This window comes from Rhizobium sp. YTUHZ045, from assembly GCF_051124255.1.
Lineage (GTDB): Bacteria > Pseudomonadota > Alphaproteobacteria > Rhizobiales > Rhizobiaceae > Rhizobium.
This window is the reverse complement of sequence record NZ_CP101432.1, coordinates 381,679-406,881: the sequence shown is the minus strand read 5'-3', so window position 1 is coordinate 406,881 and position 25,203 is coordinate 381,679. Positions and strand designations below refer to the sequence as shown.

Sequence of the window (25,203 nt, the reverse complement as noted above, 5' to 3'; positions counted from 1 at the left end):
ACCGCTCCTAGTGACGAATGCGCGGATTGATGAAGCCGTAGAGGACGTCAACAACCAGATTGACCAGCATGATGACGCCGGCGATCAGGAGAAGGCCGCCCTGGACCACCGCGTAATCACGCTTGAACACCGAATCGACCATCCATTTGCCGATGCCCGGCCAGGAGAAGATCGTCTCGGTGAGAATGGCGCCTGCAAGAAGGACACCGATCTGCAGGCCAATCGTGGTGATGACGGGGATCATTGCATTGCGCAGTGCATGCACGCCGACGACGCGCAGCGGCTTCAAACCTTTCGAGCGTGCGGTGCGGACATAGTCCTCGCCGAGAACCTCGAGCATGGCCGAGCGCGTCTGGCGGGCGATGACGGCGAGCGGGATGGTCGCCAGCACGATAGTCGGCAGAATGAGATAGCTGACGGCCGAAGCAAAGGCCCCTTTCTGACCTGACAGCAGGCTGTCGATCAGCATGAAGCCGGTCACCGGCTTGAAGAAATACATCAGCGAAATGCGGCCCGATACCGGGGTCCAGCCGAGATAGCCGGAGAAGAAGATGATGAGCAGCAGACCCCACCAGAAAATCGGCATGGAATAACCGACGAGGGCGACACCCATCACGCTCTGATCGAACCACGTGCCTCGCTTGACGGCCGCAAAGACGCCGGCGGGCACGCCAAGACAGACCGCAAGGATGATGGCGCAGAAGGACAGTTCCAGCGTTGCCGGAAACAATGTCAGGAATTCGCCGAGAACGGGCCGCTTGGTGACGATCGAGGTGCCGAGATCGCCCTGCAGCACTTTTCCGAGATAGTCGAAATACTGCATATACATGGGCCGGTCGAAACCGAGATCGTGCATGATCTGGGCGTGCCGCTCCGGCGCCATCACGCGTTCGCCCGAGAGCAGCATGACGGGATCTCCGGGCAGCAGGCGGATGAACGAGAAGGCAATCAGGGAAACGCCGAGAAATGTCGGGATCAGCACCGCAAGGCGGCCGATAAAAAAACGCAACATGGCAGATGTCCAATAGTTTCCGGCGGTCAGGAGGTCCTGACCGCCGGCTGCGCCCAGCTATGCCGGGCATTCTTACATTATTCTTGTTATTCGGATACGTCGACGCCGTCGAAACGGTGAATGCCGAGCGGGTCCATCTTGAAGCCCGAGACCTTCTTGCTCATCGGAACGAAGACGAGCGAATGGTCGAGGGTTGCCCAGGGGGCTTCCTTCTTGAAGATCAGCTGCGCCTGCTCATAGGCCTTGGTGCGCTCGCCGACATCGGCGGTCAGCTTCGCCTTGGTCATGAGGTCGTCGTATTCCTTGTTGCACCACTGAGCGCGGTTGTTGCCGCCGACGGCATCGCAGCCGAGCAGCGTATCCATGAAGTTGTCGGGGTCGCCATTGTCGCCGGTCCAGCCGAGAATGACGGCGCCATCGCGCTTCACGTCGGAAGAGAGCTTCAGGTACTCGGCCCATTCATGCGTGACGATCTCGACCTTGACGCCGATCCTGGCGAAGTCGGCCTGGATCAGTTCGGCAGCGCGGCGGGCATTCAGCATGTAGGGGCGCGATACCGGCATCGCCCAGACCTTCATGCTGAGATCCTTGACGCCGGCATCGGCCAGAGCCTTCTTGGCTGCGTCCGGATCGTACTTCTCGTCCTGAACGGCGTCGTTATAAGACCACATGGTCGGCGGGATCGGGTTCTTGGCAACGGTGGCCGCACCCTGGAAGACCGCGTCGACGATCGCCTGCTTGTTGATCGCCGAATTCAGTGCGCGGCGAACTTCCGGCTTGTCGAAGGGCGCCATCTGCGTGTTGTAGGCAAGGTAGCTGACGTTGAGGCCGGGCTGCTCCAGGACGGTCAGATTTTCATCCTTCTTCAGTTCGGGAACATCGGCGGCATTCGGATAAGGGATCAGGTGGCATTCGCCGGCCTTCAGCTTCTGAGCGCGCACGGCAGCGTCAGAAGTGATGGCGAAAACCAGATCGTCGATCTTTTCCTTGCCCTTGAAATAGGTTTCGTTCGCTTTGTAGCGGATGACGGCATCCGGCTGATAGGCGACGAAGGTGTAGGGGCCGGTGCCGAGCGGCTGCTGGTTCAGCTGCGCCATCTTGCCGTCGGCGGCAAGCTTGTCGGCATATTCCTTGGACATGATGGAAGCGAAGTCCATGGCGAGGTCGGCCAGGAACGGCGCTTCGGGATGGTTGAGCGTGAACTTTACCGTAAGGTCATCGACCTTCTCGACCGACTTGATCAGTTCCGGGAAGCCCATGCCGGCGGCGTATTCGTAAGAACCGCCCTCGACATACTTGTTCCACGGATTGTCGGACTTCAGCTGGCGCTCGAAGGAGAACACGACGTCGTCAGCGTTGAAATCACGCGTCGGGGTGAAGAAGTCGGTGGTCTGGAACTTGACGCCGGGATGAAGTTTGAAAGTGTATTCCTTGCCGTCGTCCGAAACGCTCCAGCTGTCGGCCAAACCGGGTTCGATCTCGGTGCCGCCATGCTTGAATTCGACGAGGCGGCTGTAGACGGTGCGCGAGGACGCGTCGAAGGTCGTGCCTGCCGTATAGAGGCTCGGGTCGAAGCCTTCCGGCGAACCCTCGGAGCAATAAACAAGGGTCTTGGACCAGGCGGACGTCGCCATGACCGAAATCAGGGCCGTCGCTGCCAGCATGACAGAGATCTTTTTCATAATATTGTTTCCCGGTTGTTCTTTTTTGATGTCTGGAGACCCGTAGGCATCCCGATCGACGGTCGATGGAACGACATTTATCTACTGAAAGCAACGGCCTACGGAGAAAATTTTTCCAGCTGGACAATTTTAGAAATTTTTGGTCAAAAATCAGCCTTATTCGGAAATATTCGGACAAAAATGTCCGGGATTTCGTCGCATTTTGGATAATTGCGCCCTCTCAGCAGCGCATGTTGGACATTTCAGCACCCTTATGCGCAAGCGGACGGCGCAAACAAAAACCGCGATCGCCGGGGCAACCGCGGTTTCATAAGTCAGACCTGTTTCTGAAATCAGGCGGCGGGGGCAACGGCCGCCGGCTTGCGGTAGTGCTGCTCGCCGGTAATTCCCAGGAGGAAATTGATCTGAGGACGGGCTTTGACGAGGTCGTCGATCGAATATTCCGAAAGCACGCCGAAGAAGGCGTTCAACGCCTTGCGAAGCGCCGAGTTCAAGCCACAGCTGTCGACCAGCGGGCATTCGACCATGCCGTCGTCTTCGAAGCATTCGGCCATGGCGAAACTATCTTCCGTGACCCGCACGACATCGAAGAGCGTGATCTCGGGCGCCGGCTTGCCCAAACGCACGCCGCCGTTACGGCCCCGCACGGTTTCGACCAGACCCGCCTTGTTCAGCGGCTGCAGGATCTTGAAAAGAAAGAGTTCGGAAACCCCGTAGGCCTTGGCAATTTCCGGAATCCGGCTCAGCTGCCCTTCGTTGGCAGCACAATACATCAACATGCGAACCGCATAGTTGGTCTGCTTCGTCAACCGCATGCCGATCTCCTGACTCGTGCCTGTTCAGACGTATATAGGCGGTTTGGCAGTTTTGAACAATTCCAAAATATGAAATTCGCATTCAGCTTATGAGGCCATTTGCCGCGACGTCAATCCTGCTTCGCGATCGTCTGGTTATAAGCCGGAATTGCCTGCCAACGCTCAAATGAAACGGGGGCCGAAAGGCCCCCGCATTGCAGATCGATCTGTCGCGCAGATCACTTCATGGTCGGCATGACGAATTCGGCGCCGCTCTTAATGCCGGAGGGCCAGCGCGCGGTGACCGTCTTGGTCTTCGTCCAGAACTTGATCGAATCCGTGCCGTGCTGGTTGAGGTCGCCGAAGCTCGAGGCCTTCCAGCCGCCGAAGGAGTGGTAGGCGAGCGGAACCGGGATCGGAACGTTGATGCCGATCATGCCGATATTGATGCGCGAGGCAAAATCGCGGGCGGCGTCGCCGTCGCGGGTGTAGATCGCAACGCCGTTGCCATATTCGTGCTTCATCGGCAGCGACAGCGCTTCCTCATAGTTTTGCGCGCGAACGACGGAAAGAACAGGCCCGAAGATCTCGGTCTTGTAGATGTCCATCTCAGGCGTGACGTGATCGAACAGGCAGCCGCCGACGAAATAACCGTCTTCATAGCCCTGGAGCTTGAAGTCGCGGCCATCGACCACGAGCTTGGCGCCTTCCTCGACGCCACGGTCGATGAGGCCGCGAACGCGGTTATAGGCTTCCTTGGTGACGAGCGGCCCCATGTCGGCCTTGTCGTCGGTATAGGGGCCGATGCGCAGAGATTCGATCTTCGGCGTCAGCTTCTCGACGAGGCGGTTGGCGGTTTCTTCGCCGACTGGAACGGCAACCGAGATCGCCATGCAGCGCTCGCCGGCCGAACCGTAGCCTGCGCCCATCAGCGCGTTGACGGCCTGATCCATATCGGCATCCGGCATGATGATCATGTGGTTCTTGGCGCCGCCGAAGCACTGGGCACGCTTGCCGTTCATGGCTGCCGTGCCGTAGACGTAGCGGGCGATCGGCGTGGAGCCGACGAAGGAAACGGCGCCGATATCGGGATCGGTGAGGATCGCGTCGACGGCACCCTTGTCGCCGTTGACGACGTTGAGGATGCCGGCCGGCAGACCGGCTTCGATCATCAGTTCGGCAAGACGGATCGGCAGGGAGGGATCGCGCTCGGAGGGCTTCAGGATGAAGGCATTGCCGCAGGCGATCGCCGGCGCAAACATCCACATCGGGATCATGCCGGGGAAGTTGAAAGGCGTGATGCCGGCGCCGATGCCGACCGGCTGGCGGATCGAATACATGTCGATCGCCGGACCCGCGCCCTCGGTGAATTCGCCCTTGGCGAGATGCGGGATGCCGCATACGAATTCGCAGACTTCGAGGCCACGAACGACGTCGCCCTTGGCATCCTCGATCGTCTTGCCGTGTTCTTTCGAAATCAATTCGGCAAGTTCGTCCATATGCTTGTTCAGGAGCTCGACGAATTTGAAGAAGACGCGAGCGCGGCGCTGCGGGTTGGTGGCAGCCCATTTCGGCTGCGCGGCCTTGGCGTTCTCGACGGCGGCGCGAAGCTCCTCGACGCTGGCGAGGGCGACGGTCGCCTGCACTTCGCCGGTCGCCGGATTGTAGACGTTGCTGACGCGGCCGCTGGTGCCGGCGACCTGCTTGCCGCCGATGAAATGTCCAATCTCACGCATGGATGTTCCTCCTGTTTGGATGGCCTATGATCGCACTTCAATTTGCACAAATCAACGCGTTGACATAAGCAACTGTTGTGCGCATTTTATAGTTCCGAGGCAGGCGCTGCTGCTTCCGAACTTGGCGCGTCCTGCGGACAAGTCAAACTCAGAAAGGTCGACCGATGAGCCAAAATCCTGTCGTGCGAATGGCGGAGCTGGAGATCGCCGCCGAGAGGCTCGACGACTATCGGACGTTGCTTGCGGAGGAAATAGAGGCTTCGGTCGCGCTGGAAGAGGGTGTCCTTTCGCTCAGCGCCGTTTCCATGCGCCAGGTTCCAAACCGCGTTCGCATTCTCGAAGTTTACGCCGACCAAAAGGCCTATGAGGCCCATCTGCGGACACCGCATTTCCTCAAATACAAAAAGGAGACGGCCGGCATGGTGACGTCGCTGACGCTTATCGACGTCGATCCGATTGCAATGCGGGCCAAGTGATGAACTGGGATGACGTTCGCATTTTCCTGGCCGTCGCCCGAACCGGACAGATCCTTGCCGCTTCGAAGCGCCTGGGGCTCAACCACGCCACGCTTTCGCGCCGGCTGACGTCGCTCGAAGACGCGCTGAAGACGCGGCTCTTCGTGCGCCGCACGAATGGCTGCGAGCTGACGGCCGAAGGCGGCATCTTCCTTAATGCCGCCGAGCGAATGGAAACCGAAATGCTCGCGGCGCAGGCCAATCTCGGCCACACCGATACGGCAATCGCCGGGACGGTGCGCGTCGGCGCGCCCGATGGTTTCGGCGTCTCCTTTCTGGCACCGCGCATGGGCAGGCTGATCGAGCGCCACCCAGCCCTGAAGATCCAGCTTGTGCCGGTGCCGCGCTCCTTCTCGCTGTCGCAGCGTGAGGCCGATATCGCCATCACGCTGGAACGTCCCGAACAGGGCCGGCTCGTCTCCTCCAAGCTGACGGACTATACACTCGGCCTCTATGCCTCACGCGACTACCTCGGCTCAAACGGAAGACCCGGCGATGTGGAGGCACTGAAGGCGCATCCGCGCATCGGCTATGTCGAGGATTTGATCTTCACCGCCTCGCTGAATTTCTCCGGCGAGGTAATGCGCAGCTGGGACGCCGGCTTCGAAATTTCGACGGCGATCGGCCAAACGGAGGCGGTGCGATCAGGCGCCGGCATCGGCATCCTGCATGATTATATCGCGCGGCAATATCCGGAACTGCAGCGCATCCTGCCTGACATTTCGATCCGGCGCGCCTATTGGACGACCTATCACGAAACGGCGCGCGACCTGGTGCGCGTCCGCAGCGTCGTCGACTTCCTGCAGGAACTCGTCGGCGCCGAGCGCCACATTTTCCTATAAGTCCCCGCAACGTGCTTGGCCGGCTCGTCGTTTTCATCGGGATTCGGGACTGGCGCTTCATCGGGAAGTCGGTCCGGCTCCGGCTCGGTGATCGGCGGCACCGGCTTCCAGCCGGGTGCCGGCATTGGCGGCTGATCGGGAATGGGTTCGTTGGGCACGGACATGACCGCCTCCCTTTTATGTTTGCGATGTTCGTCGGGACTATTTGTCCGACTTCAGCGTCTCGGCAGCGCGCATCGGCATGCTGTCGATAATGGCGAAGAGCTCGCCACTGATGATCGGCTCGCTGACCTTGAGTTTGACGGTTCCGTCCTTGCCGACAAGGAAGGCGGCGAATTCACCCGTCTCCGGCGCATCGAGATCGCGGCGGATCATTTCGCCGTCGAGGCCATCGGCAGCGCCGAAAAGCGCCCGCACCTTGCCGCCCGAGACCTTCAGCACCACCATGTCGCGCTCATCGAGCGCGCTGCGGTCGGCCAGCAGCTGGTTTTCCTGGCGCGCCGCGCGGGCATTGTCCCTGTCGGCGAAAAGAATGAACACACGATTCTTCCACTGGAAAGCGGCCAGGCTTTCGATCGGCGAATAGGCGCCGTTCGTCTCGTCGATCTTGGTCGCGCCGTAGAGCAGGGTTTTCGACATGCGTATTCTCCCGTCACCTTGGAGAACGGTCCGAGATGGCACGGGTTCCATCTAATCGACAGGATCCTGATTTTCGTGCCCGCACCTGGAGATTGCACGCTGCACTTTTGCGCGACCTGCTCTAACCTCGCTGCCGTGCCTACCCTTGATCGAAAGAGCTACGCCCGCAACGACGTCCGTCAATTCCGCCGGAATTGACTCACGCCGTTACCGTTAGTGCCTCCCCCGCCGCGAGTTACGAGCAGAGATTACGCAAAGAAGAAGTCCCCCGAATGCAGGCTTGATAGAGCAACATTCGTTAGCGTTATGGTGTTATCGGCATCGGCTCTAATAATCGTATCATTCCCGGACTGCTCAGTTGCTGCAAAAAGCGAGTCCCAGTCGGCGAAAATGCTGTCATCGATCGAGATCAGGTCACTTGCGGAGCCGGTTGTCACGAAGTTTGTGATCGTATCGTGGCCCCAGTTCGACGAATAAATGAAGACGTCGGCTGCCGCTCCACCAGTGAGGGTATCGTTGCCGGCGCCACCCGTTAGCGAATTAGTACCACTGCCGCCGACGATAATGTTGTCCAGCGCGTTCCCTGTTCCGACGACAAACGTCCCAGTTCCGATAAAGCTCAGGTTCTCGACATTGGCGGCAAGCGTATAGCTCGCCAGCGTCGTGCGAACCGTGTCGGTCCCGGCGTCGGCGGCTTCGGTGACGATGTCGCCGGCATCGTCGACGATGTAGGTGTCATTGCCCGCACCGCCGATCAAGGTGTCCGCACCTAGCCCGCCATTCAGCGTGTCATTGCCGGCGCCGCCGGTGATCGTGTTGGCGAGCGCGTTGCCGGTGCCGGTGAAGCTGGCGGAGCCGGTGTAGATCAGGTTCTCGACATTGTTACCTAGCGTATAGCCGGCAAGCGCCGTCCGGACCGTATCCGTCCCTTCATTGACATTCTCGATCACCACGTCGGTCGCGATATCGACCACATAGATGTCGTCGCCAATCCCACCCAGCATCGTGTCGGAACCAGCCCCACCGATCAGTGTGTCGTTGCCCGCAGCCCCCATAAGCTTGTCGGCGGCGACACCACCTGTGATGATGTTGTCGAGCAGGTTCCCTGCCCCGGTAAAGGCTGCCGTTCCGATGTAGGTGAGGTTCTCGACATTCGCCGCCAATGTGTGGGCACTCAGGGTCGTGCGAACCGTGTCGGTCCCCTCATTGGCGTTCTCGGTGACGACGTCGAAAGCATTGTCGACGATGTAGGTGTCGTTGCCGGTCCCGCCGATCAGCGTGTCGGCGCCAGCCCCGCCATTCAGCGTATCGTTGCCGACGCCGCCGGAAAGCGTATCGGCGGCAGCGCCACCCGTGATCACGTTGTCGAGATCATTGCCTGTTCCGACAAAGGCTACCGTGTTGATGTAGGTGAGGTTCTCGACATCGCTGCCAAGCGTGTAGTTCGCCAGCGTCGTGCGAACCGTGTCGGTTCCCTCGTCGGCAGCTTCGGTGACGATGTCGCCGGCATGGTCGACGATGTAGGTGTCGTCACCATCACCGCCGATCAGGGTATCGGCACCGCCCCCGCCATTCAGCGTGTCGTTGAAGGCGCCGCCGGTGATCGTGTTGGCGAGCGCATTGCCGGTGCCGGTGAAGCTGGCGGAGCCCGTATATAGCAGGTTCTCGACATTGTTGCCAAGCGTATAGCCGGCAAGCGCCGTCTGGACCGTGTCCGTCCCTTCATTCACATTCTCGATCACCAGGTCGGTCGCGCTATCGACCACATAGATGTCGTCGCCCATCCCGCCCGACATCGTGTCGGAACCGGCCCCGCCGATCAATGTGTCGGTGCCGGCGCCGCCTGCCAGCGTGTCATTGCCGATGCCGCCGTCAAGCGTGTCGTTGCCGGCGCCGCCGGTGATCGTGTTGGCCAGCGCATTGCCGGTGCCGGTGAAGCTGCCGGATCCCGTATATTGCAGGTTCTCGACATTGGTGCCGAGCGTATAGGTTGAAAGCACCGTCTTGATCAGATCGGTGCCTGCATTCAGTCCTTCGGTGACCACGTCGCCAACGTCATCGACAAGATAGGTGTCGTTGCCGGCACCGCCGATCAAGCTGTCCGCACCGGCCTTCCCGTCCAGGGTATCGGCACCTGCCCCGCCCACAATGGTGTTGTCGAGATCATTGCCCGTTCCGGCAAAGGCTACCGTGCCGAGATAGCTGAGGTTCTCGACATCGCTGCCAAGCGTATAGCTTGCCAATGTCGTGCGAACCGCGTCGGTTCCCTCGTCGGCGGCTTCGGTGACGATGTCGCCGGCATTGTCGACGATATAGGTGTCGTCACCCTCACCGCCGATTAAGCTGTCCGCACCGGCCCCGCCATTCAGCGTGTCATTGCCGGCGTCGCCGGAAAGCGTATCGGCGACAGCGCCACCCGTGATCATGTTGTCGAGATTGTTACCGGTACCGGCGAAAGTTCCTGTACCGGCAAAGCTCAGGTTCTCGGCGTTGGCGGCAAGCGTATAGCTCGCCAGCGTCGTGCGAACCGTGTCGGTCCCGGCGTCGGCGGCTTCGGTGACGATGTCGCCGGCATCGTCGACGATGTAGGTGTCATTGCCCGCACCGCCGATCAAGGTGTCCGCACCTAGCCCGCCATTCAGCGTGTCATTGCCGGCGCCGCCGGTGATCGTGTTGGCGAGCGCGTTGCCGGTGCCGGTGAAGCTGGCGGAGCCGGTGTAGATCAGGTTCTCGACATTGTTACCTAGCGTATAGCCGGCAAGCGCCGTCCGGACCGTATCCGTCCCTTCATTGACATTCTCGATCACCACGTCGGTCGCGATATCGACCACATAGATGTCGTCGCCAATCCCACCCAGCATCGTGTCGGAACCAGCCCCACCGATCAGTGTGTCGTTGCCCGCAGCCCCCATAAGCTTGTCGGCGGCGACACCACCTGTGATGATGTTGTCGAGCAGGTTCCCTGCCCCGGTAAAGGCTGCCGTTCCGATGTAGGTGAGGTTCTCGACATTCGCCGCCAATGTGTGGGCACTCAGGGTCGTGCGAACCGTGTCGGTCCCCTCATTGGCGTTCTCGGTGACGACGTCGAAAGCATTGTCGACGATGTAGGTGTCGTTGCCGGTCCCGCCGATCAGCGTGTCGGCGCCAGCCCCGCCATTCAGCGTATCGTTGCCGACGCCGCCGGAAAGCGTATCGGCGGCAGCGCCACCCGTGATCACGTTGTCGAGATCATTGCCTGTTCCGACAAAGGCTACCGTGTTGATGTAGGTGAGGTTCTCGACATCGCTGCCAAGCGTGTAGTTCGCCAGCGTCGTGCGAACCGTGTCGGTTCCCTCGTCGGCAGCTTCGGTGACGATGTCGCCGGCATGGTCGACGATGTAGGTGTCGTCACCATCACCGCCGATCAGGGTATCGGCACCGCCCCCGCCATTCAGCGTGTCGTTGAAGGCGCCGCCGGTGATCGTGTTGGCGAGCGCATTGCCGGTGCCGGTGAAGCTGGCGGAGCCCGTATATAGCAGGTTCTCGACATTGTTGCCAAGCGTATAGCCGGCAAGCGCCGTCTGGACCGTGTCCGTCCCTTCATTCACATTCTCGATCACCAGGTCGGTCGCGCTATCGACCACATAGATGTCGTCGCCCATCCCGCCCGACATCGTGTCGGAACCGGCCCCGCCGATCAATGTGTCGGTGCCGGCGCCGCCTGCCAGCGTGTCATTGCCGATGCCGCCGTCAAGCGTGTCGTTGCCGGCGCCGCCGGTGATCGTGTTGGCCAGCGCATTGCCGGTGCCGGTGAAGCTGCCGGATCCCGTATATTGCAGGTTCTCGACATTGGTGCCGAGCGTATAGGTTGAAAGCACCGTCTTGATCAGATCGGTGCCTGCATTCAGTCCTTCGGTGACCACGTCGCCAACGTCATCGACAAGATAGGTGTCGTTGCCGGCACCGCCGATCAAGCTGTCCGCACCGGCCTTCCCGTCCAGGGTATCGGCACCTGCCCCGCCCACAATGGTGTTGTCGAGATCATTGCCCGTTCCGGCAAAGGCTACCGTGCCGAGATAGCTGAGGTTCTCGACATCGCTGCCAAGCGTATAGCTTGCCAATGTCGTGCGAACCGCGTCGGTTCCCTCGTCGGCGGCTTCGGTGACGATGTCGCCGGCATTGTCGACGATATAGGTGTCGTCACCCTCACCGCCGATTAAGCTGTCCGCACCGGCCCCGCCATTCAGCGTGTCATTGCCGGCGTCGCCGGAAAGCGTATCGGCGACAGCGCCACCCGTGATCATGTTGTCGAGATTGTTACCGGTACCGGCGAAAGTTCCTGTACCGGCAAAGCTCAGGTTCTCGGCGTTGGCGGCAAGCGTATAGCTCGCCAGCGTCGTGCGAACCGTGTCGGTCCCGGCGTCGGCGGCTTCGGTGACGATGTCGCCGGCATCGTCGACGATGTAGGTGTCATTGCCCGCACCGCCGATCAAGGTGTCCGCACCTAGCCCGCCATTCAGCGTGTCATTGCCGGCGCCGCCGGTGATCGTGTTGGCGAGCGCGTTGCCGGTGCCGGTGAAGCTGGCGGAGCCGGTGTAGATCAGGTTCTCGACATTGTTACCTAGCGTATAGCCGGCAAGCGCCGTCCGGACCGTATCCGTCCCTTCATTGACATTCTCGATCACCACGTCGGTCGCGATATCGACCACATAGATGTCGTCGCCAATCCCACCCAGCATCGTGTCGGAACCAGCCCCACCGATCAGTGTGTCGTTGCCCGCAGCCCCCATAAGCTTGTCGGCGGCGACACCACCTGTGATGATGTTGTCGAGCAGGTTCCCTGCCCCGGTAAAGGCTGCCGTTCCGATGTAGGTGAGGTTCTCGACATTCGCCGCCAATGTGTGGGCACTCAGGGTCGTGCGAACCGTGTCGGTCCCCTCATTGGCGTTCTCGGTGACGACGTCGAAAGCATTGTCGACGATGTAGGTGTCGTTGCCGGTCCCGCCGATCAGCGTGTCGGCGCCAGCCCCGCCATTCAGCGTATCGTTGCCGACGCCGCCGGAAAGCGTATCGGCGGCAGCGCCACCCGTGATCACGTTGTCGAGATCATTGCCTGTTCCGACAAAGGCTACCGTGTTGATGTAGGTGAGGTTCTCGACATCGCTGCCAAGCGTGTAGTTCGCCAGCGTCGTGCGAACCGTGTCGGTTCCCTCGTCGGCAGCTTCGGTGACGATGTCGCCGGCATGGTCGACGATGTAGGTGTCGTCACCATCACCGCCGATCAGGGTATCGGCACCGCCCCCGCCATTCAGCGTGTCGTTGAAGGCGCCGCCGGTGATCGTGTTGGCGAGCGCATTGCCGGTGCCGGTGAAGCTGGCGGAGCCCGTATATAGCAGGTTCTCGACATTGTTGCCAAGCGTATAGCCGGCAAGCGCCGTCTGGACCGTGTCCGTCCCTTCATTCACATTCTCGATCACCAGGTCGGTCGCGCTATCGACCACATAGATGTCGTCGCCCATCCCGCCCGACATCGTGTCGGAACCGGCCCCGCCGATCAATGTGTCGGTGCCGGCGCCGCCTGCCAGCGTGTCATTGCCGATGCCGCCGTCAAGCGTGTCGTTGCCGGCGCCGCCGGTGATCGTGTTGGCCAGCGCATTGCCGGTGCCGGTGAAGCTGCCGGATCCCGTATATTGCAGGTTCTCGACATTGGTGCCGAGCGTATAGGTTGAAAGCACCGTCTTGATCAGATCGGTGCCTGCATTCAGTCCTTCGGTGACCACGTCGCCAACGTCATCGACAAGATAGGTGTCGTTGCCGGCACCGCCGATCAAGCTGTCCGCACCGGCCTTCCCGTCCAGGGTATCGGCACCTGCCCCGCCCACAATGGTGTTGTCGAGATCATTGCCCGTTCCGGCAAAGGCTACCGTGCCGAGATAGCTGAGGTTCTCGACATCGCTGCCAAGCGTATAGCTTGCCAATGTCGTGCGAACCGCGTCGGTTCCCTCGTCGGCGGCTTCGGTGACGATGTCGCCGGCATGGTCGACGATGTAGGTGTCGTCACCATCACCGCCGATCAGGGTATCGGCACCGCCCCCGCCATTCAGCGTGTCGTTGAAGGCGCCGCCGGTGATCGTGTTGGCGAGCGCATTGCCGGTGCCGGTGAAGCTGGCGGAGCCGGTGTAGGTGAGGTTCTCGACATTGACCAAGGCGGCGATCGAGTAGGCTGCAAGCGCCGTGCGGATTTCGTCGGTGCCGGCACTGACCGCCTCGTTGATCACGTCGCCCGCACTGTCGACCATATAGATGTCGTTGCCGGCGCCGCCATTCAGCGTGTCATTGCCGGCGCCGCCGTCCAGAAGATCGTTGCCAGCGCCGCCGGTGATCGTATTGGCGATGCTGGTTCCAGTCCCGGTAAAATCGCCGGTGCCGATGAAGGCCAGGTTTTCGACATTGGCATTGATGGTCAAAGCATAGGAAGAAAGCGTCGTCTTGATCAGATCTGCTCCTTCATTCAGCCCTTCGGTGATCACGTCGGCAAGGATATCGACAATATAGGTGTCGTTGCCCGCACCGCCGATCAAGCTGTCCGCACCGCCCTTCCCGTCCAAGGTGTCGGCACCTGCCCCGCCCCTGATCGTATTGGCAAGGTCATTGCCCGTCCCGGCAAAGGCTGCCGTGCCGATATAGGTGAGGTTCTCGAGATTGGCGGCAAGCGTATAGCTTGCCGATGTCGCGCGAACAGTGTCGATCCCCTCGTTGGCGGCTTCGGTGACGCTATCGCCAACATTGTCGACGATGTAGGTGTCGTCGCCCGCACCACCGATCAAGGTGTCCGCACCAGCCCCGCCATTCAGCGTGTCGTTGAAGGCGCCGCCGGTGATCGTGTTGGCGAGCGCATTGCCGGTGCCGGTGAAGCTGGCGGACCCTGTATAGGTCAAGATCTCGACATTGTCGCGGAGCGTATAGGTTGAAAGCGCCGTCTGAACGGTGTCCGTCCCCTGGTTCGTACTCTCGATCACAAAATCGAAGTTATCGTCGACGGCATAGAGATCGTTGCCCGCCCCGCCCACCATCCAATCGGAACCAACTCCGCCAATCAATGTGTCAGCGCCGGCGCCGCCATAAAGCGAATCATTCCCGGCATTGCCCCAAAGCGTATTGTTCGCTTCATTGCCTGTGATGTTGTCGTTGCCGGAGCCGGCCTGAACGTTCTCGATCAAGGACGCAACGTTGCCCTGAAACAGAAGCGCGTTGAAAATGTTGCCACGGGCGTAGCCGTTGTTCGGCCCGCCCCACAGATCGGCCAACTGGTCCTGGGAAAAGACCGAGTATCCCCCTGCTCGCAGGTCGATCTTGAGGGCGGTGGTATAAGCACTCAAATCATAGGTATCGATACCGCCACCGTCCCAGATTGTCGCGAAGATCCGGTTGGCATCGGGCGTGATGGCCGCCACTCCGTTGACATAGGTGATGCCTTCGTCGGGATTCCACTTGTAGACGGTGTCGCCACTGTTCGTGGTGTAGTCCGCACCATACATTTCCTGCAGGGCGGCGATGTCGAGCATCATGAAGGTTTGCGGCGCACCATCATGCTCATACTTGTACCCACTCAAACTGTCTCCGACATATGTGCGGTAGGTCATGATCGTGTATTCGACCGAGTCATACGCACTCGGAACAACTGTCGTATTGGCGTCATCCGGTTCATGAGCATGCTTCAAACCGAGAGCGTGACCCAACTCATGCGCCACGGTGTGGCCCGCATAGTTGCCGAACCCCGGAAAGCGAAGGTCATCTTCTGTGCCGGCATATTCGGTTCCGAACCAGACATCGCCGCTGTAGCTGCGATTACCCGGATAATAGGTCCATGCCGTCGGAGGCAGGGACGACTGAGCGAAGCGCACGGTTGCGGTATCGGCGCTTCCCGCCTCAAAGTTCGCGTTCGTAAATCCCTCAACCGAAAAGCCGTCATTTGCCGCGTTTCCGTAGGATTGCTCCATAAGAAACAAGGCTGCAGACTGCTGTTGCGAAGAAATAGACGAGAAGTCGAAATCTTTCTCGCCATCATAGGAATACGATGTCGAAAGGGTGGGAAACGCATAGGTTATCGTGCCGTCCCAGGCAACGCCGCTGATAAGCCCGTCAACTCTCTGATCCCCAGTCGTGTCGACGTACTTAATAAAAGTAATGAGGCTCGTCATAAAATCCCCGTTTGCCTATTCCATTTCGGCCGCGCCTAATGCCGATTTCCCTCTGCTCCATTTGACGAGGAAATTCAACTAAAAGCTTTATTTCTGTCCGAGAAGGTTTTTCATATTGGTGACTAGCGCTTATGAAGCGCTTCCTCCGCAACCTTTAACCGCGCTAGAAGACATATTTCCAAGATCCTGCGCCTTGCCCGTCCGAACCTTCGCAATTGCTGGCATGACGGCACTTAAGTTGAGGTTACGGTCATCTGCTGAAATTTAGTAAGTCCCACGGTTATGGGAAAACGAGGTCCGAATTGTTTAGGCGCCCCCGAACGTTGTTTCTTGCCGCGGACCGGCCTCGCGGTTCGCATCTGCAAATTTGCTTGCGTGAGTTGACCGTTCCAGATCGAGTGGCGAATTGTCGCAATTGCGGAGCTCGCTGCTCCTGCCTGCCACACATGTAGCTCACCCAGAGGTATGGCACCATACGGACGAGTTGTGCTTCCTGAATCTTTCGAGTTGATGTGGCAAATAGGCAGCAACTTCGCCGTCGGAAGCGGAAGTCCTCTTTAGGACACCGTTCAATATCCTTTGGGATGTTGCTAGCCGATCAGGAGGCGCGCCTCGTCTGCCATTCCACGCGTGAAAGCCCGCGCTTTGGCAGGAAACGACAACATTGGACCAGGATCTTTGCAGATACTATTTAGACGTCGGTGCCGCCGATTTCGGTCGAAACAACATTCTCTAAAGGAATTTGCTGACTTGGAGAAATGGTACGGTTGAGTGGGGTCGAACCACTGACCTCAGGTGCCACAAACCTGCGCTCTAACCAACTGAGCTACAACCGCATAAATCACGTTTGGCGCGACGGGGGTCACATACGAGGACTTGGCGATGAATTCAAGTCCCATTCCTCATCAATATACAAAAAGGCTGGACGCGAGGTCCAGCCTTTTATTTTCCGGCAGGTCAAACCCGATCAAGCGACCTTGAAGGATGCCATGGCCTTTTCGGCGGCTTCCTTGGAGGGCTTTGCGAGCTTTTCGGCAACCTGCTTGGTGGTTTCCTGGATCGACTTCGCCTGATCGACGGCGAGCTCGGCCTGCTTGCGCAGGAACGAGGTCTGCAGCTCGACGAATTCGGCGACGGACTTGACGCCGAGCAGTGCTTCCATGTGCGAGAGGGAGGTTTCGGCGTTGACGCGCAGGACGTCGATCGCCTTCAGGCCGATCTCGACCGTGCCGGCCTGTGCCGTCTGGACGGTCGCCTCGAGCGTCTTGCCGGCTTCTTCGCCAGCGCTCTTCAGCTTGGCGTAGGCGTCTTTCGACTGCTGTGCGCCCTTTTCAGCGAATTCGCGGAAGGATTCAGCCAGCTTGGAGGGGTCGAAAGAAGCGATTGAAAAAACGTCATCGGTCTTTATGGTAGCCATGGGTCGCATTCCTTTGGGCTAAGGCAGTTGCTGCCTGTGATCATCGAATGACGTCTATATAAAACATCTTATTGTGCATTGCAACATAAATTGTGCAACGCACAAGTCATTAACCCTTTCGGCTGAAAGCACCCCGCTGTTCTGGACCGGCATGCGACCTGCAGTTATTAATAAGCCGTTAATTTAGAAGGCCGACAGCGACAAGGTTTGATCATGCCCGCAGTCCAGTATCCGTTCATCGATATCGCCGTGCATGCGCGGGTGCGGGAGCGCTTTTCGCGCGGCGAAGCCATGGTGCTGTTTTCATCAGATCTTGCCCGCCTGCTCTGGGCAAACGGCGCAGGTGCGGAGCTTTTCGGCCATTCGGCGATCTACGACCTGCTCGATCAGGGCGTCGATCGCACCGACATCACCTTTCGGCAGCTGGAAACGGCGGCGCGTCAGCTCGCCGATATCGGCGACAACAGAAGCCTGATGATCCGCGTTGCCAAGGGCTTTCAGCGCGTGCAGGTGCAGGCGGCAGCCGAACTGATCCGGCTTTCATCAGGCGAGAAGGCCATTCTGTTTTCCGTGCCGGTATCGGCAAGGCCGCTGACGGCTGACGCTGCGGCGGCCCAGATGCTGCAGGGTCTCGATGATCCCGATACGCATATGGCCGTCATCGGCGCCAATGGCGAAGTCATCGCGGCCTCGCCGGGCTTTGCCTCGCTCGCCATATCAGGCGAGACCGCAAAGGCCTTGATCAACCTTGCCGGCGCGCATCCCGATCGCCTGGTGAAGCGCCCGGTCGCCACCGGCAGGGGCTATCTTCCGGCTGCGGTCGGCAGGCTCAGCGACGAGCCGGCGCTCAATCTGCTCTTTGCCGTGGAAACCGCGATCGGGCATCTCGATCCGGTCGACGCGCCCGTGCTCGACGCAGCCGATGGACCGCCGCAGGCGGCTGACGTGCCGGCGGGGGAAGAAGGCACGTCGTCATCCGAACTTCCTTCGCAAGCGGCGACTCCGGCGACCGGGATCGGCGAGATCGTCGATGCGGTCTCGGAGATCGAAGAGGTCGAGGAGACGCTAGAGGAAAACGCCGACGAAAGCGGCCAGCCGGCCGAGCCGGCTGCCACAACCGCAGAGGCGGCGGTTGCCGACGAGAATCCGGCCGCAGACGAAGCGCCGGAGAACGATGACGCGACCGAGAGCCGCATGGATGAGGTCGACGAGCCCGTGGTGCCCGTTGATGACGCCGCAAGCCATTCCGCGGACGAGACGGCGGAAGCGACTGTGATGGCGGAAACACCCGCCGAAGCCAGCCAGCTGCCGCTCGATGTGGCGCCGGAAGCCGTCCGCGAACAGCCGGCCATCGCAACCACCGCAGCTTCCGACGCGCCCCCTGCCCCGTCGCTTGCGGCCGAGCCCGGTTTCGTCTTCAGGCCGAACAGCCGCGCCACGCGCTTCGTCTGGAAGATCGATGCGGAAGGACGCTTCAACGAGGTCAGCCACGAATTTGCCGAGGCCGTCGGTCCGCACGCATCCGCCATCATCGGCTCCGCCTTCAGCGACATCGCCGCTCTCTTCAATCTCGATCCCGACGGCAAGATTTCCGAGGCGCTTGCGCGCCGCGATACATGGTCGGGCAAGACGATCCTCTGGCCGGTCGAAGGCACCAGCCTCGTCGTCCCGGTCGATCTCGCCGCTCTGCCGACCTATACCCGCAACCGCGACTTCGACGGTTTCCGCGGCTTCGGCGTCGTCCGGCTTTCCGATGCGCAGGAGGATCCGCTGGCGCTCGGCCTGACGCTCGGCCCGGATGGCATCGGCCATGATGCGGCAAGCCTCGGCTTGGCGGCCGATCCCTCTGTCACCGAATCGGCACACGACATTCACGCCGGGCCCGAAGCGGCCCCGTCGGAAACGATCGCAGCGGACGCGATCGAGAACCACCCGCAGTCCGAAGAGACGCCTTTCGAAGCGACCGGAGAAGAGGCCGGCTTCGAGCCGCCCGCCCGGGAGAGCGCCGCCGAAGAGATGCAGGAGGGCGCCGGTGAAGCGCCAGCGGCCGAAGCCGCAGACGAACCCCCGGCGCTTCGCATCGTGGAAACGCCCAATCGCCGTTCGACCGACAAGGTCGTGCAGCTTCACAGCACAGGCGCCGCATTGACGGCCGCCGAACAGGCAAACTTCCGCGAAATCGCCAAGCGCCTGGAAGCCTTCGGCGCCCGCAGGCAAGAGCCTGACGCCCCGCCGACGGGCAGCACTACCGCTACGGAATCAGCATCCTTCGAAGAAAGTGCGGAAGCCATCACCGGCGAAACGCCCGCCGCCGATACGGCCGACGCCGCTTCGGTCGAGCAGACGGCGCCGCAGGAGGCAATCTTCGAGAACGCGGTCGACCCGCTGCGCGAAGACGCCGCTGAAGAACCCGACGCCATCGCCGAGGACGAGCCGACGGAAGGGCTTGAGGAGACGGTCAGCCAGATCGAGGTTCTCACAAGCTTCATCCCGCCGCGCGTGAAGATGACCGACGGGCTTTCGGCCGGAGCGGTCGACCAATTGCCGGTCGCGGTGCTGATCCATGTCGGCGATGCGCTCATCCATGCCAATCCGGAATTCATGCGGCTGACGGGCTACCACTCGCTCGACGCGCTGCGTGAGGTCGGCGGTATCGAAGCGCTTCTGCAACGCCGTGAACTTGAGGAAAAGGCAGCCGGTTCCGGCACCATGATGCTCGTCAAGGCCGACGACACGCTGACGCCGGTGACTGCCCGGCTGCAATCGGTGCGGTGGGAAGATGCCAATGCTCTGATGCTGGCGCTGATGCCGGTGGAAGGCAAGGAAGATGGCCGCGGCGACGGCAACCGCTCCGAAGCGCGTCCCGAGCGGATGGTCGAGAAGGTCGCCAAGCTTCAGGTCGAGGTCGAGGAATTGCGCTCGATCCTGGAAACGGCGACCGACGGTGTCGTCGTCATCGGCACGGAGGGTGACATCCGTTCGATGAACCGGTCGGCAAGCGCGCTGTTCAATTACGACGAGCAGGAGACGCGCGGCAAACCCTTCGTCATGCTGTTTGCCCATGAGAGCCAGAAAGCGGTCCTCGACTATCTGAACGGCCTTGCCGGCCACGGCGTGGCAAGTGTGCTGAACGACGGGCGCGAGGTGATCGGCCGCGAGGCCGGCGGCGGCTTCGTGCCGCTGTTCATGACGATGGGCCGACTTACCTCCTCGAACGGCTATTGCGCCGTCATCCGCGATATCACCCAGTGGAAACGCACCGAGGACGAGTTGCGCAACGCCAAGGGCGCGGCCGAAACCGCCAACGCCCACAAGACCGATTTCCTCGCGCGCGTCAGTCATGAAATCCGCACGCCGCTCAACGCCATCATCGGCTTTTCCGACATGATGGCTGGCGAGCGCTTCGGTCCGATCGGCCATCCCCGTTATATCGAGTATGCCAACGATATCGGCCGCTCCGGCCGGCACGTCCTCGATATCGTCAACGATCTCCTCGATATTTCGAAGATCGAGGCGGGCGAGATGGATCTTGACTTCGCCGCCGTCGGCCTCAACGAGGCGGTTTCGGAGGCCGTCGCCCTCGTCCAGCCGCAGGCAAACGGCCAGCGCGTCATCATCCGCACGGCGCTGTCGCATTCGGTGCCCGAGGTCGTAGCCGATCTGCGCTCGATCAAGCAGATCGCGCTCAACATCCTGTCGAATGCGATCCGCTTTACCCCGTCTGGCGGGCAGATCGTCGTTTCCACCTCCTACGAGGCGAATGGCAGCGTGGTGTTGAGGGTCCGCGATACCGGAATCGGTATGACGCGCGCCGAACTCGACCATGCGATGAAGCCGTTCCGCCAGGTCTCCTCGACCCAGTCACGCCATCGCGGCGACGGCACAGGGCTCGGCCTGCCGCTGACCAAGGCGATGGTGGATGCCAACCGGGCGACATTCTCGATCAATTCGGCGCCGAACGAAGGCACGCTCGTCGAGATCACCTTCCCGTCACAACGCGTGCTGGCTGGCTGATCTCTATCGACGGGGCGGAGCCGCCTGAAGGCTGCACGGCAGGCAAAAAAAAGGCAGCCGGAGGCTGCCTTGAATGGGTGCTGTTCAACAAGAGCTCAGTCGATCAACGTCATGTTTCGTAAGCCCGGAGGCTTCAGGCCGCCTCGTTCATGTGCGGCCCCCAAGTTGTTTCACCTTTGACAAAGGTTTCTTAACGAAAGGTTTCCATGACAGGTCATTGCTGAATGGTGAAAGCTTGTGGTTTACCGTTCCTTATCAGTCCCTCAGTTCGTTCAAATTGGCGAAGAGGCGCAATGCTTCGGGGTTGGCGAGCGCCTCCTGGTTTTTCACCGGCCTGCCGTGAACGACCTCGCGTACCGCAAGCTCGACGATCTTGCCTGACTTGGTGCGGGGAATATCGGCAACCGCGATGACCTTTGCCGGCACGTGCCGCGGCGAGGCGCCGGTGCGAATACGCGCCTTGATCGCCTTGATGAGATCCTCGGTCAGCGTCACACCTGGCGCAAGGCGGACGAAGAGGATGACACGGACATCATCATCCCACTCCTGGCCGATGCACAGCGCCTCGGCCACTTCGTCCATCTGTTCCACCTGGTTGTAGATTTCGGCCGTGCCGATGCGCACACCGCCGGGGTTGAGCGTCGCATCCGAACGGCCATGGATGACGAGACCGCCATGCTTGGTCCATTCGGCAAAATCGCCGTGGCACCAGACATTGTCGAACCGGTCGAAATAGGCGGCGCGATATTTGGCGCCATCAGGGTCGTTCCAGAACATGACAGGCATGGAGGGGAAGGCCTTGGTGCAGACGAGTTCGCCCTTCTCGCCGCGCACCGGCTTGCCGTCATCATTCCAGACGTCGACCGCAAGACCGAGGCCCGGCCCCTGGATCTCGCCGCGCCAGACCGGCTGCAGCGGGTTGCCGAGCACGAAACAGGAAACGATGTCGGTGCCGCCCGAGATCGAGGCGAGCTGTACATCTTCCTTGATGCCCTCATAGACGAAGGTGAAACCCTCGGGCGACAGCGGCGAACCGGTGGAGGTCATCAGCCGGAGGCTGGAGAGATCGTGGCTTTTGCGCGGCGTCAACCCGCCCTTGCGCACCGCATCGATATATTTTGCCGAGGTGCCGAAAATCGCGAATCTTTCCGCCTCAGCATAGTCGAACAACACATTGCCGTCAGGTGCAAAGGGCGAGCCGTCGAACAGGCAGAGCGTGGCTCCGCTGGCGAGCCCGCTGACCAGCCAGTTCCACATCATCCAGCCGCAGGTGGTGAAGTAAAAGAGCTTCTCGCCTGCCTCCAGGCCGCAATGCAGCCGGTGCTCCTTGAGATGCTGCAGCAGTGTGCCGCCGGCCGAATGCACGATGCATTTCGGCACCCCGGTCGTGCCTGAGGAAAAGAGGATGTAGAGCGGATGACCGAAAGAAAGCGCCGTGAAGGCGATCTCCTTGGCCTCGTAAGGAGCAATGAAGGCGTCCAGCGTCGAAGCCCCGGGCGTGCTGCCCGCCACCGCTTCGGCATCGCCGGCATAGTGAACGACGATCGTGGGAACACCGAGGCTTTTGGCCACCGCGGCAACCTTCTGGCCTACGTCCTGCAGCTTGCCGGAATACCAATAGGCGTCGCAGGCGATGAACAGCCGGGGGCCGATCTGGCCGAAGCGGTCGAGCACGCCCTGCTCGCCGAAATCGGGAGAGCAGGATGACCAGATGGCGCCGATCGAGGCGGCGGCAAGCATGGCGGCGACGGTCTCGGGCATGTTCGGCATCATAGCGGCAATGCGGTCGCCCTTGCCGATGCCGAGTGCCGCGAAGGCCTGCTGCAGCTTGGAGACCAGTGCGCGCAACCGATCCCACGACCAACGGTCTTCGGCCTTGTCCTCGCCGCGGAAGATGATGGCGTCGGCCTCACCGCGGCCAGGCAACAGGTTTTCGGCAAAATTCAGCGTCGTGTCGGGAAAGAAGCGGGCGCTGAGCATGCTGTCGCCGTCGACGAGCACCTCTGCGCCGCGCTCTCCCTTCACGCCGCAGAAATCCCAAACGGTCGACCAGAATTTCTCCCGCTCGGCGACCGACCATGCATGCAGATCATCGAAGCCTGAAAGGGAAAGCCCGAACTCGGCGTTACAGCGCTCGATGAAGGCGTGGATCGGGCTTTTGGCGACCGCCTCCGCCGAGGGCACCCAAAGTGGCTTATTATCCTGCATTCATTCCTCCTCCCCAATGCCGTCTTTATATCATGCTGCGTTGCATTATAAAGTGCGCAGCTGCCCGATCCCAATGCTAAACCGCTGGCATGAACCGGATTCATGGGACGCGGTTCGGCACTTGGTTTTATGATGTCATTGTCCCGGAACCGCTGCACGCTTCCGGGCGACATGCATTGGATTTGCATAGGCCTGATATTTCATATATCGGGCGAAATCAGCGCTTGACCGGTAAGCGGCGGAGATCATGAGTACGTCTAGACATCACAGGTGGCGCAGGAAGATCGGGCCGGTTTCGCGCTGGCTTCCGGCCTTTGCCCGCATGTCGACACTGCTTCTGCTGGTTGCGCTTGCGCTGTTCGTGGCCCTCAGGGTCGCAGCACCCTATCTCATCACGACCGGTTTCGTGCGCTCCGGCATCGAGGATGCGCTGTCGAAATGGACGGGCTACCATGCCGAGATCAAGGGTAATCCGGTTCTCGAATTCTGGCCGACGCCGCGCATCACACTGAACCAGGTCACCATCCGCCAGCCGCGCGAAAGCGGCGACAGGCTGCTCGGCAGCATCGAAAGCCTGTCGGCGGATTTCAGCCTCATCGATGCGCTGAGGGGCCGGACGAGTTTCCACGAATTCCATCTGCTGCGGCCCAACCTAGCGCTGACGCGTGACGAGAACGGCCTGATCGACTGGAGTTACGCCGGCCTGCTTGCGCGCGCGATCAGCGGCGTGCGCTACGAAAACGGGGCTGAGGTGCTCGATCCCGCTCTCGATGCCGAGATCGGTGCGGTCACCGTCGAGGACGGCACGCTTGCCGTCACCGACCTCAAGAGCGCCAAGACTTACAATTTTGACAGCGTCACGGCCGACATTGGCTGGCCACGGCTCTCGGGCGCGATCTCGGCTGTCGTGATCGCCCGTATCAACGGCGTGGACCTGAAGGTGGATTTCGCCTCGCGCCAGCCGCTGCTTGCCTTTGCCGGCAAGAGCGCGGAGACGCGGACATCGCTGACGTCAAACCTGCTGACGGCCCATTTTCAAGGGATCGCCAGCATCGCCAGCCTTTCGGCGCTGTCCGGCAATATCGCCGTCAGCATTCCCGATGTGCCGGCGTTTCTGACATGGTCGGGCAGATCGCTCCCCGGCGTCGGCACTCTGAAGAGCGCCTCGCTGGAATCCGACATCATGTCGTCGGGCAGCGGGCTGCGTTTCAACAATCTCAGCCTGTCGCTGAACGAGGCGAGCGCCACTGGCGTGATGGATCTTTCGACCACGGCCGGCAGACGGCCGAAGATCGGAGGCACGCTCGCCTTCGACCAGATGAACCTGAAGCCGTTCCTTGATGCTTTCGCCCTGAGATTGGCGGCCGGTGAGGCGGAGGACATCTCCGCCGGCATCAGCGAACCGCTGCAGTTGCTCGACGTCGACGTCAGGCTTTCGGCGCGGCGCGCCGAGATGGGCCGCTTCGAGCTTTCCGATGTCGGCGCCAGCATGATCGTCACCGGCGGCGAGGCGAAATTCGATATCGGCGACAGCGGCTTCGAAGGCGGCGAAATGACGGCGCATCTGGAGGCGACACGGCGTGACTTCGACGGTGGCGGCAAGCTGCAGCTGTCGATCCGCGACGCCGACTTCGCCGGCCTTGCCGAGCGTCTGCAGCTCAAAGGGCCGCTGCCGCTTGCGACGGGATCGCTCGATCTCGACCTGCAGTCGTCGAAAGCGATCTGGACGGCCGGTCTTGCCGACGTCACCGGCAGACTGCATTTCTGGACAAGAGAGGGCACGATTCCCGGAATCGACGTAGGAGCGCTCAGGACACAGGCGGCCCAAAAGCCGTTCTTTCCGCTGAGTGCCGCAGCGGGCGGCGCTTTCGCCTTCAACCAATTGGACCTTCAGGCCGATTTCGCCAACGGCTCCGCCGAAATCCATGACGCCCACATCGTCGGGCCGACGCAGACGCTGGCGCTTTCCGGCGTGGTCACCTATCAGTCCAACGGTCTGGCGCTTTCCGGTTCGCTGGAGACAACCGATCCGGCCAAGGCAGCCGAGCTGCCGCTTCTGCCGTTCTTCGTCGGCGGCTCATGGCCGAACCCGGTGATCTCACCGGTTCCGCTTTTTGGCGGCACGCCCCACGCGCAATAAAGAGCTCTGCGCCAATAGGACGGG

12 protein-coding genes and 1 tRNA gene are annotated in these 25,203 nt (G+C 60.9%); 4 read left to right on the top strand and 9 right to left on the bottom strand.

What is annotated here, in order from left to right; all coding sequences use genetic code 11:
- Positions 1-7: 7 nt before the first annotated feature.
- The 4 genes from NMA58_RS01975 to NMA58_RS01960 all read right to left on the bottom strand — a co-directional run bounded on the left by NMA58_RS01975 (position 8) and on the right by NMA58_RS01960 (position 5,224).
- On the bottom strand, positions 8-1,012 hold the full coding sequence (locus NMA58_RS01975) for an ABC transporter permease subunit (protein ID WP_097598967.1): 1,005 nt from the start codon (positions 1,010-1,012) through the stop codon (positions 8-10).
- Positions 1,013-1,098: 86 nt separating this feature from the next.
- Entirely contained in the window at positions 1,099-2,694 is a 1,596-nt protein-coding gene (locus NMA58_RS01970; protein ID WP_434712100.1) for an ABC transporter substrate-binding protein, read from the bottom strand.
- Positions 2,695-3,026: 332 nt separating this feature from the next.
- Complete coding sequence (gene rirA, locus NMA58_RS01965) at positions 3,027-3,509, bottom strand: iron-responsive transcriptional regulator RirA (RefSeq protein ID WP_085777035.1); 483 nt, start codon at positions 3,507-3,509, stop codon at positions 3,027-3,029.
- A gap of 218 nt (positions 3,510-3,727) precedes the next feature.
- Positions 3,728-5,224 carry a CoA-acylating methylmalonate-semialdehyde dehydrogenase gene (locus tag NMA58_RS01960; RefSeq protein WP_020920434.1) on the bottom strand — a complete coding sequence of 499 codons (1,497 nt, stop codon included), beginning with the start codon at positions 5,222-5,224 and terminating at the stop codon, positions 3,728-3,730.
- A 164-nt stretch (positions 5,225-5,388) separates the two neighbouring features.
- Between NMA58_RS01960 and NMA58_RS01955 the strand changes: the two genes are divergently transcribed.
- Together NMA58_RS01955 and NMA58_RS01950 are read left to right on the top strand one after the other, a co-directional pair.
- Positions 5,389-5,700: a putative quinol monooxygenase gene (locus tag NMA58_RS01955; protein WP_221128563.1), complete on the top strand. Its 312-nt coding sequence runs from the start codon at positions 5,389-5,391 to the stop codon at positions 5,698-5,700.
- Positions 5,700-6,581 (top strand): LysR family transcriptional regulator, encoded by an 882-nt coding sequence (locus tag NMA58_RS01950; RefSeq protein ID WP_285195948.1) that lies wholly within the window; start codon positions 5,700-5,702, stop codon positions 6,579-6,581. Before NMA58_RS01955 ends, NMA58_RS01950 begins: the two co-directional genes overlap by 1 nt.
- 201 nt (positions 6,582-6,782) lie before the next feature.
- On the opposite strand, the gene NMA58_RS01945 is transcribed toward NMA58_RS01950, so the two are convergent.
- The 4 genes from NMA58_RS01945 to NMA58_RS01930 all read right to left on the bottom strand — a co-directional run bounded on the left by NMA58_RS01945 (position 6,783) and on the right by NMA58_RS01930 (position 16,817).
- The gene (locus NMA58_RS01945; protein ID WP_434712099.1) at positions 6,783-7,220 is read right to left on the bottom strand and encodes a DUF4174 domain-containing protein; all 438 of its coding nucleotides are present in this window, start codon (positions 7,218-7,220) and stop codon (positions 6,783-6,785) included.
- Positions 7,221-7,468: 248 nt separating this feature from the next.
- Positions 7,469-15,400, bottom strand: a complete 7,932-nt coding sequence (locus tag NMA58_RS01940) for a M10 family metallopeptidase C-terminal domain-containing protein (RefSeq protein WP_434712098.1) — start codon at positions 15,398-15,400, stop codon at positions 7,469-7,471.
- A gap of 759 nt (positions 15,401-16,159) precedes the next feature.
- Positions 16,160-16,236: transfer RNA gene (locus tag NMA58_RS01935), tRNA-His, on the bottom strand.
- A 131-nt stretch (positions 16,237-16,367) separates the two neighbouring features.
- Positions 16,368-16,817 carry a phasin gene (locus NMA58_RS01930; protein ID WP_097600366.1) on the bottom strand — a complete coding sequence of 150 codons (450 nt, stop codon included), beginning with the start codon at positions 16,815-16,817 and terminating at the stop codon, positions 16,368-16,370.
- Positions 16,818-17,030: 213 nt separating this feature from the next.
- Between NMA58_RS01930 and NMA58_RS01925 the strand changes: the two genes are divergently transcribed.
- Positions 17,031-20,831, top strand: a complete 3,801-nt coding sequence (locus tag NMA58_RS01925; RefSeq protein WP_434712097.1) for an ATP-binding protein — start codon at positions 17,031-17,033, stop codon at positions 20,829-20,831.
- A 255-nt stretch (positions 20,832-21,086) separates the two neighbouring features.
- Here NMA58_RS01925 and NMA58_RS01920 read toward each other — a convergent pair whose 3' ends face one another.
- A complete protein-coding gene (locus NMA58_RS01920; protein ID WP_434712096.1) occupies positions 21,087-23,039 on the bottom strand; it encodes an acetoacetate--CoA ligase in 1,953 nt (650 codons plus the stop codon).
- A gap of 247 nt (positions 23,040-23,286) precedes the next feature.
- Here NMA58_RS01920 and NMA58_RS01915 point away from each other — a divergent pair, with 247 nt between their 5' ends.
- Positions 23,287-25,179 (top strand): AsmA family protein, encoded by a 1,893-nt coding sequence (locus NMA58_RS01915; RefSeq protein WP_434712095.1) that lies wholly within the window; start codon positions 23,287-23,289, stop codon positions 25,177-25,179.
- The last annotated feature ends 24 nt before the right edge of the window (positions 25,180-25,203 follow it).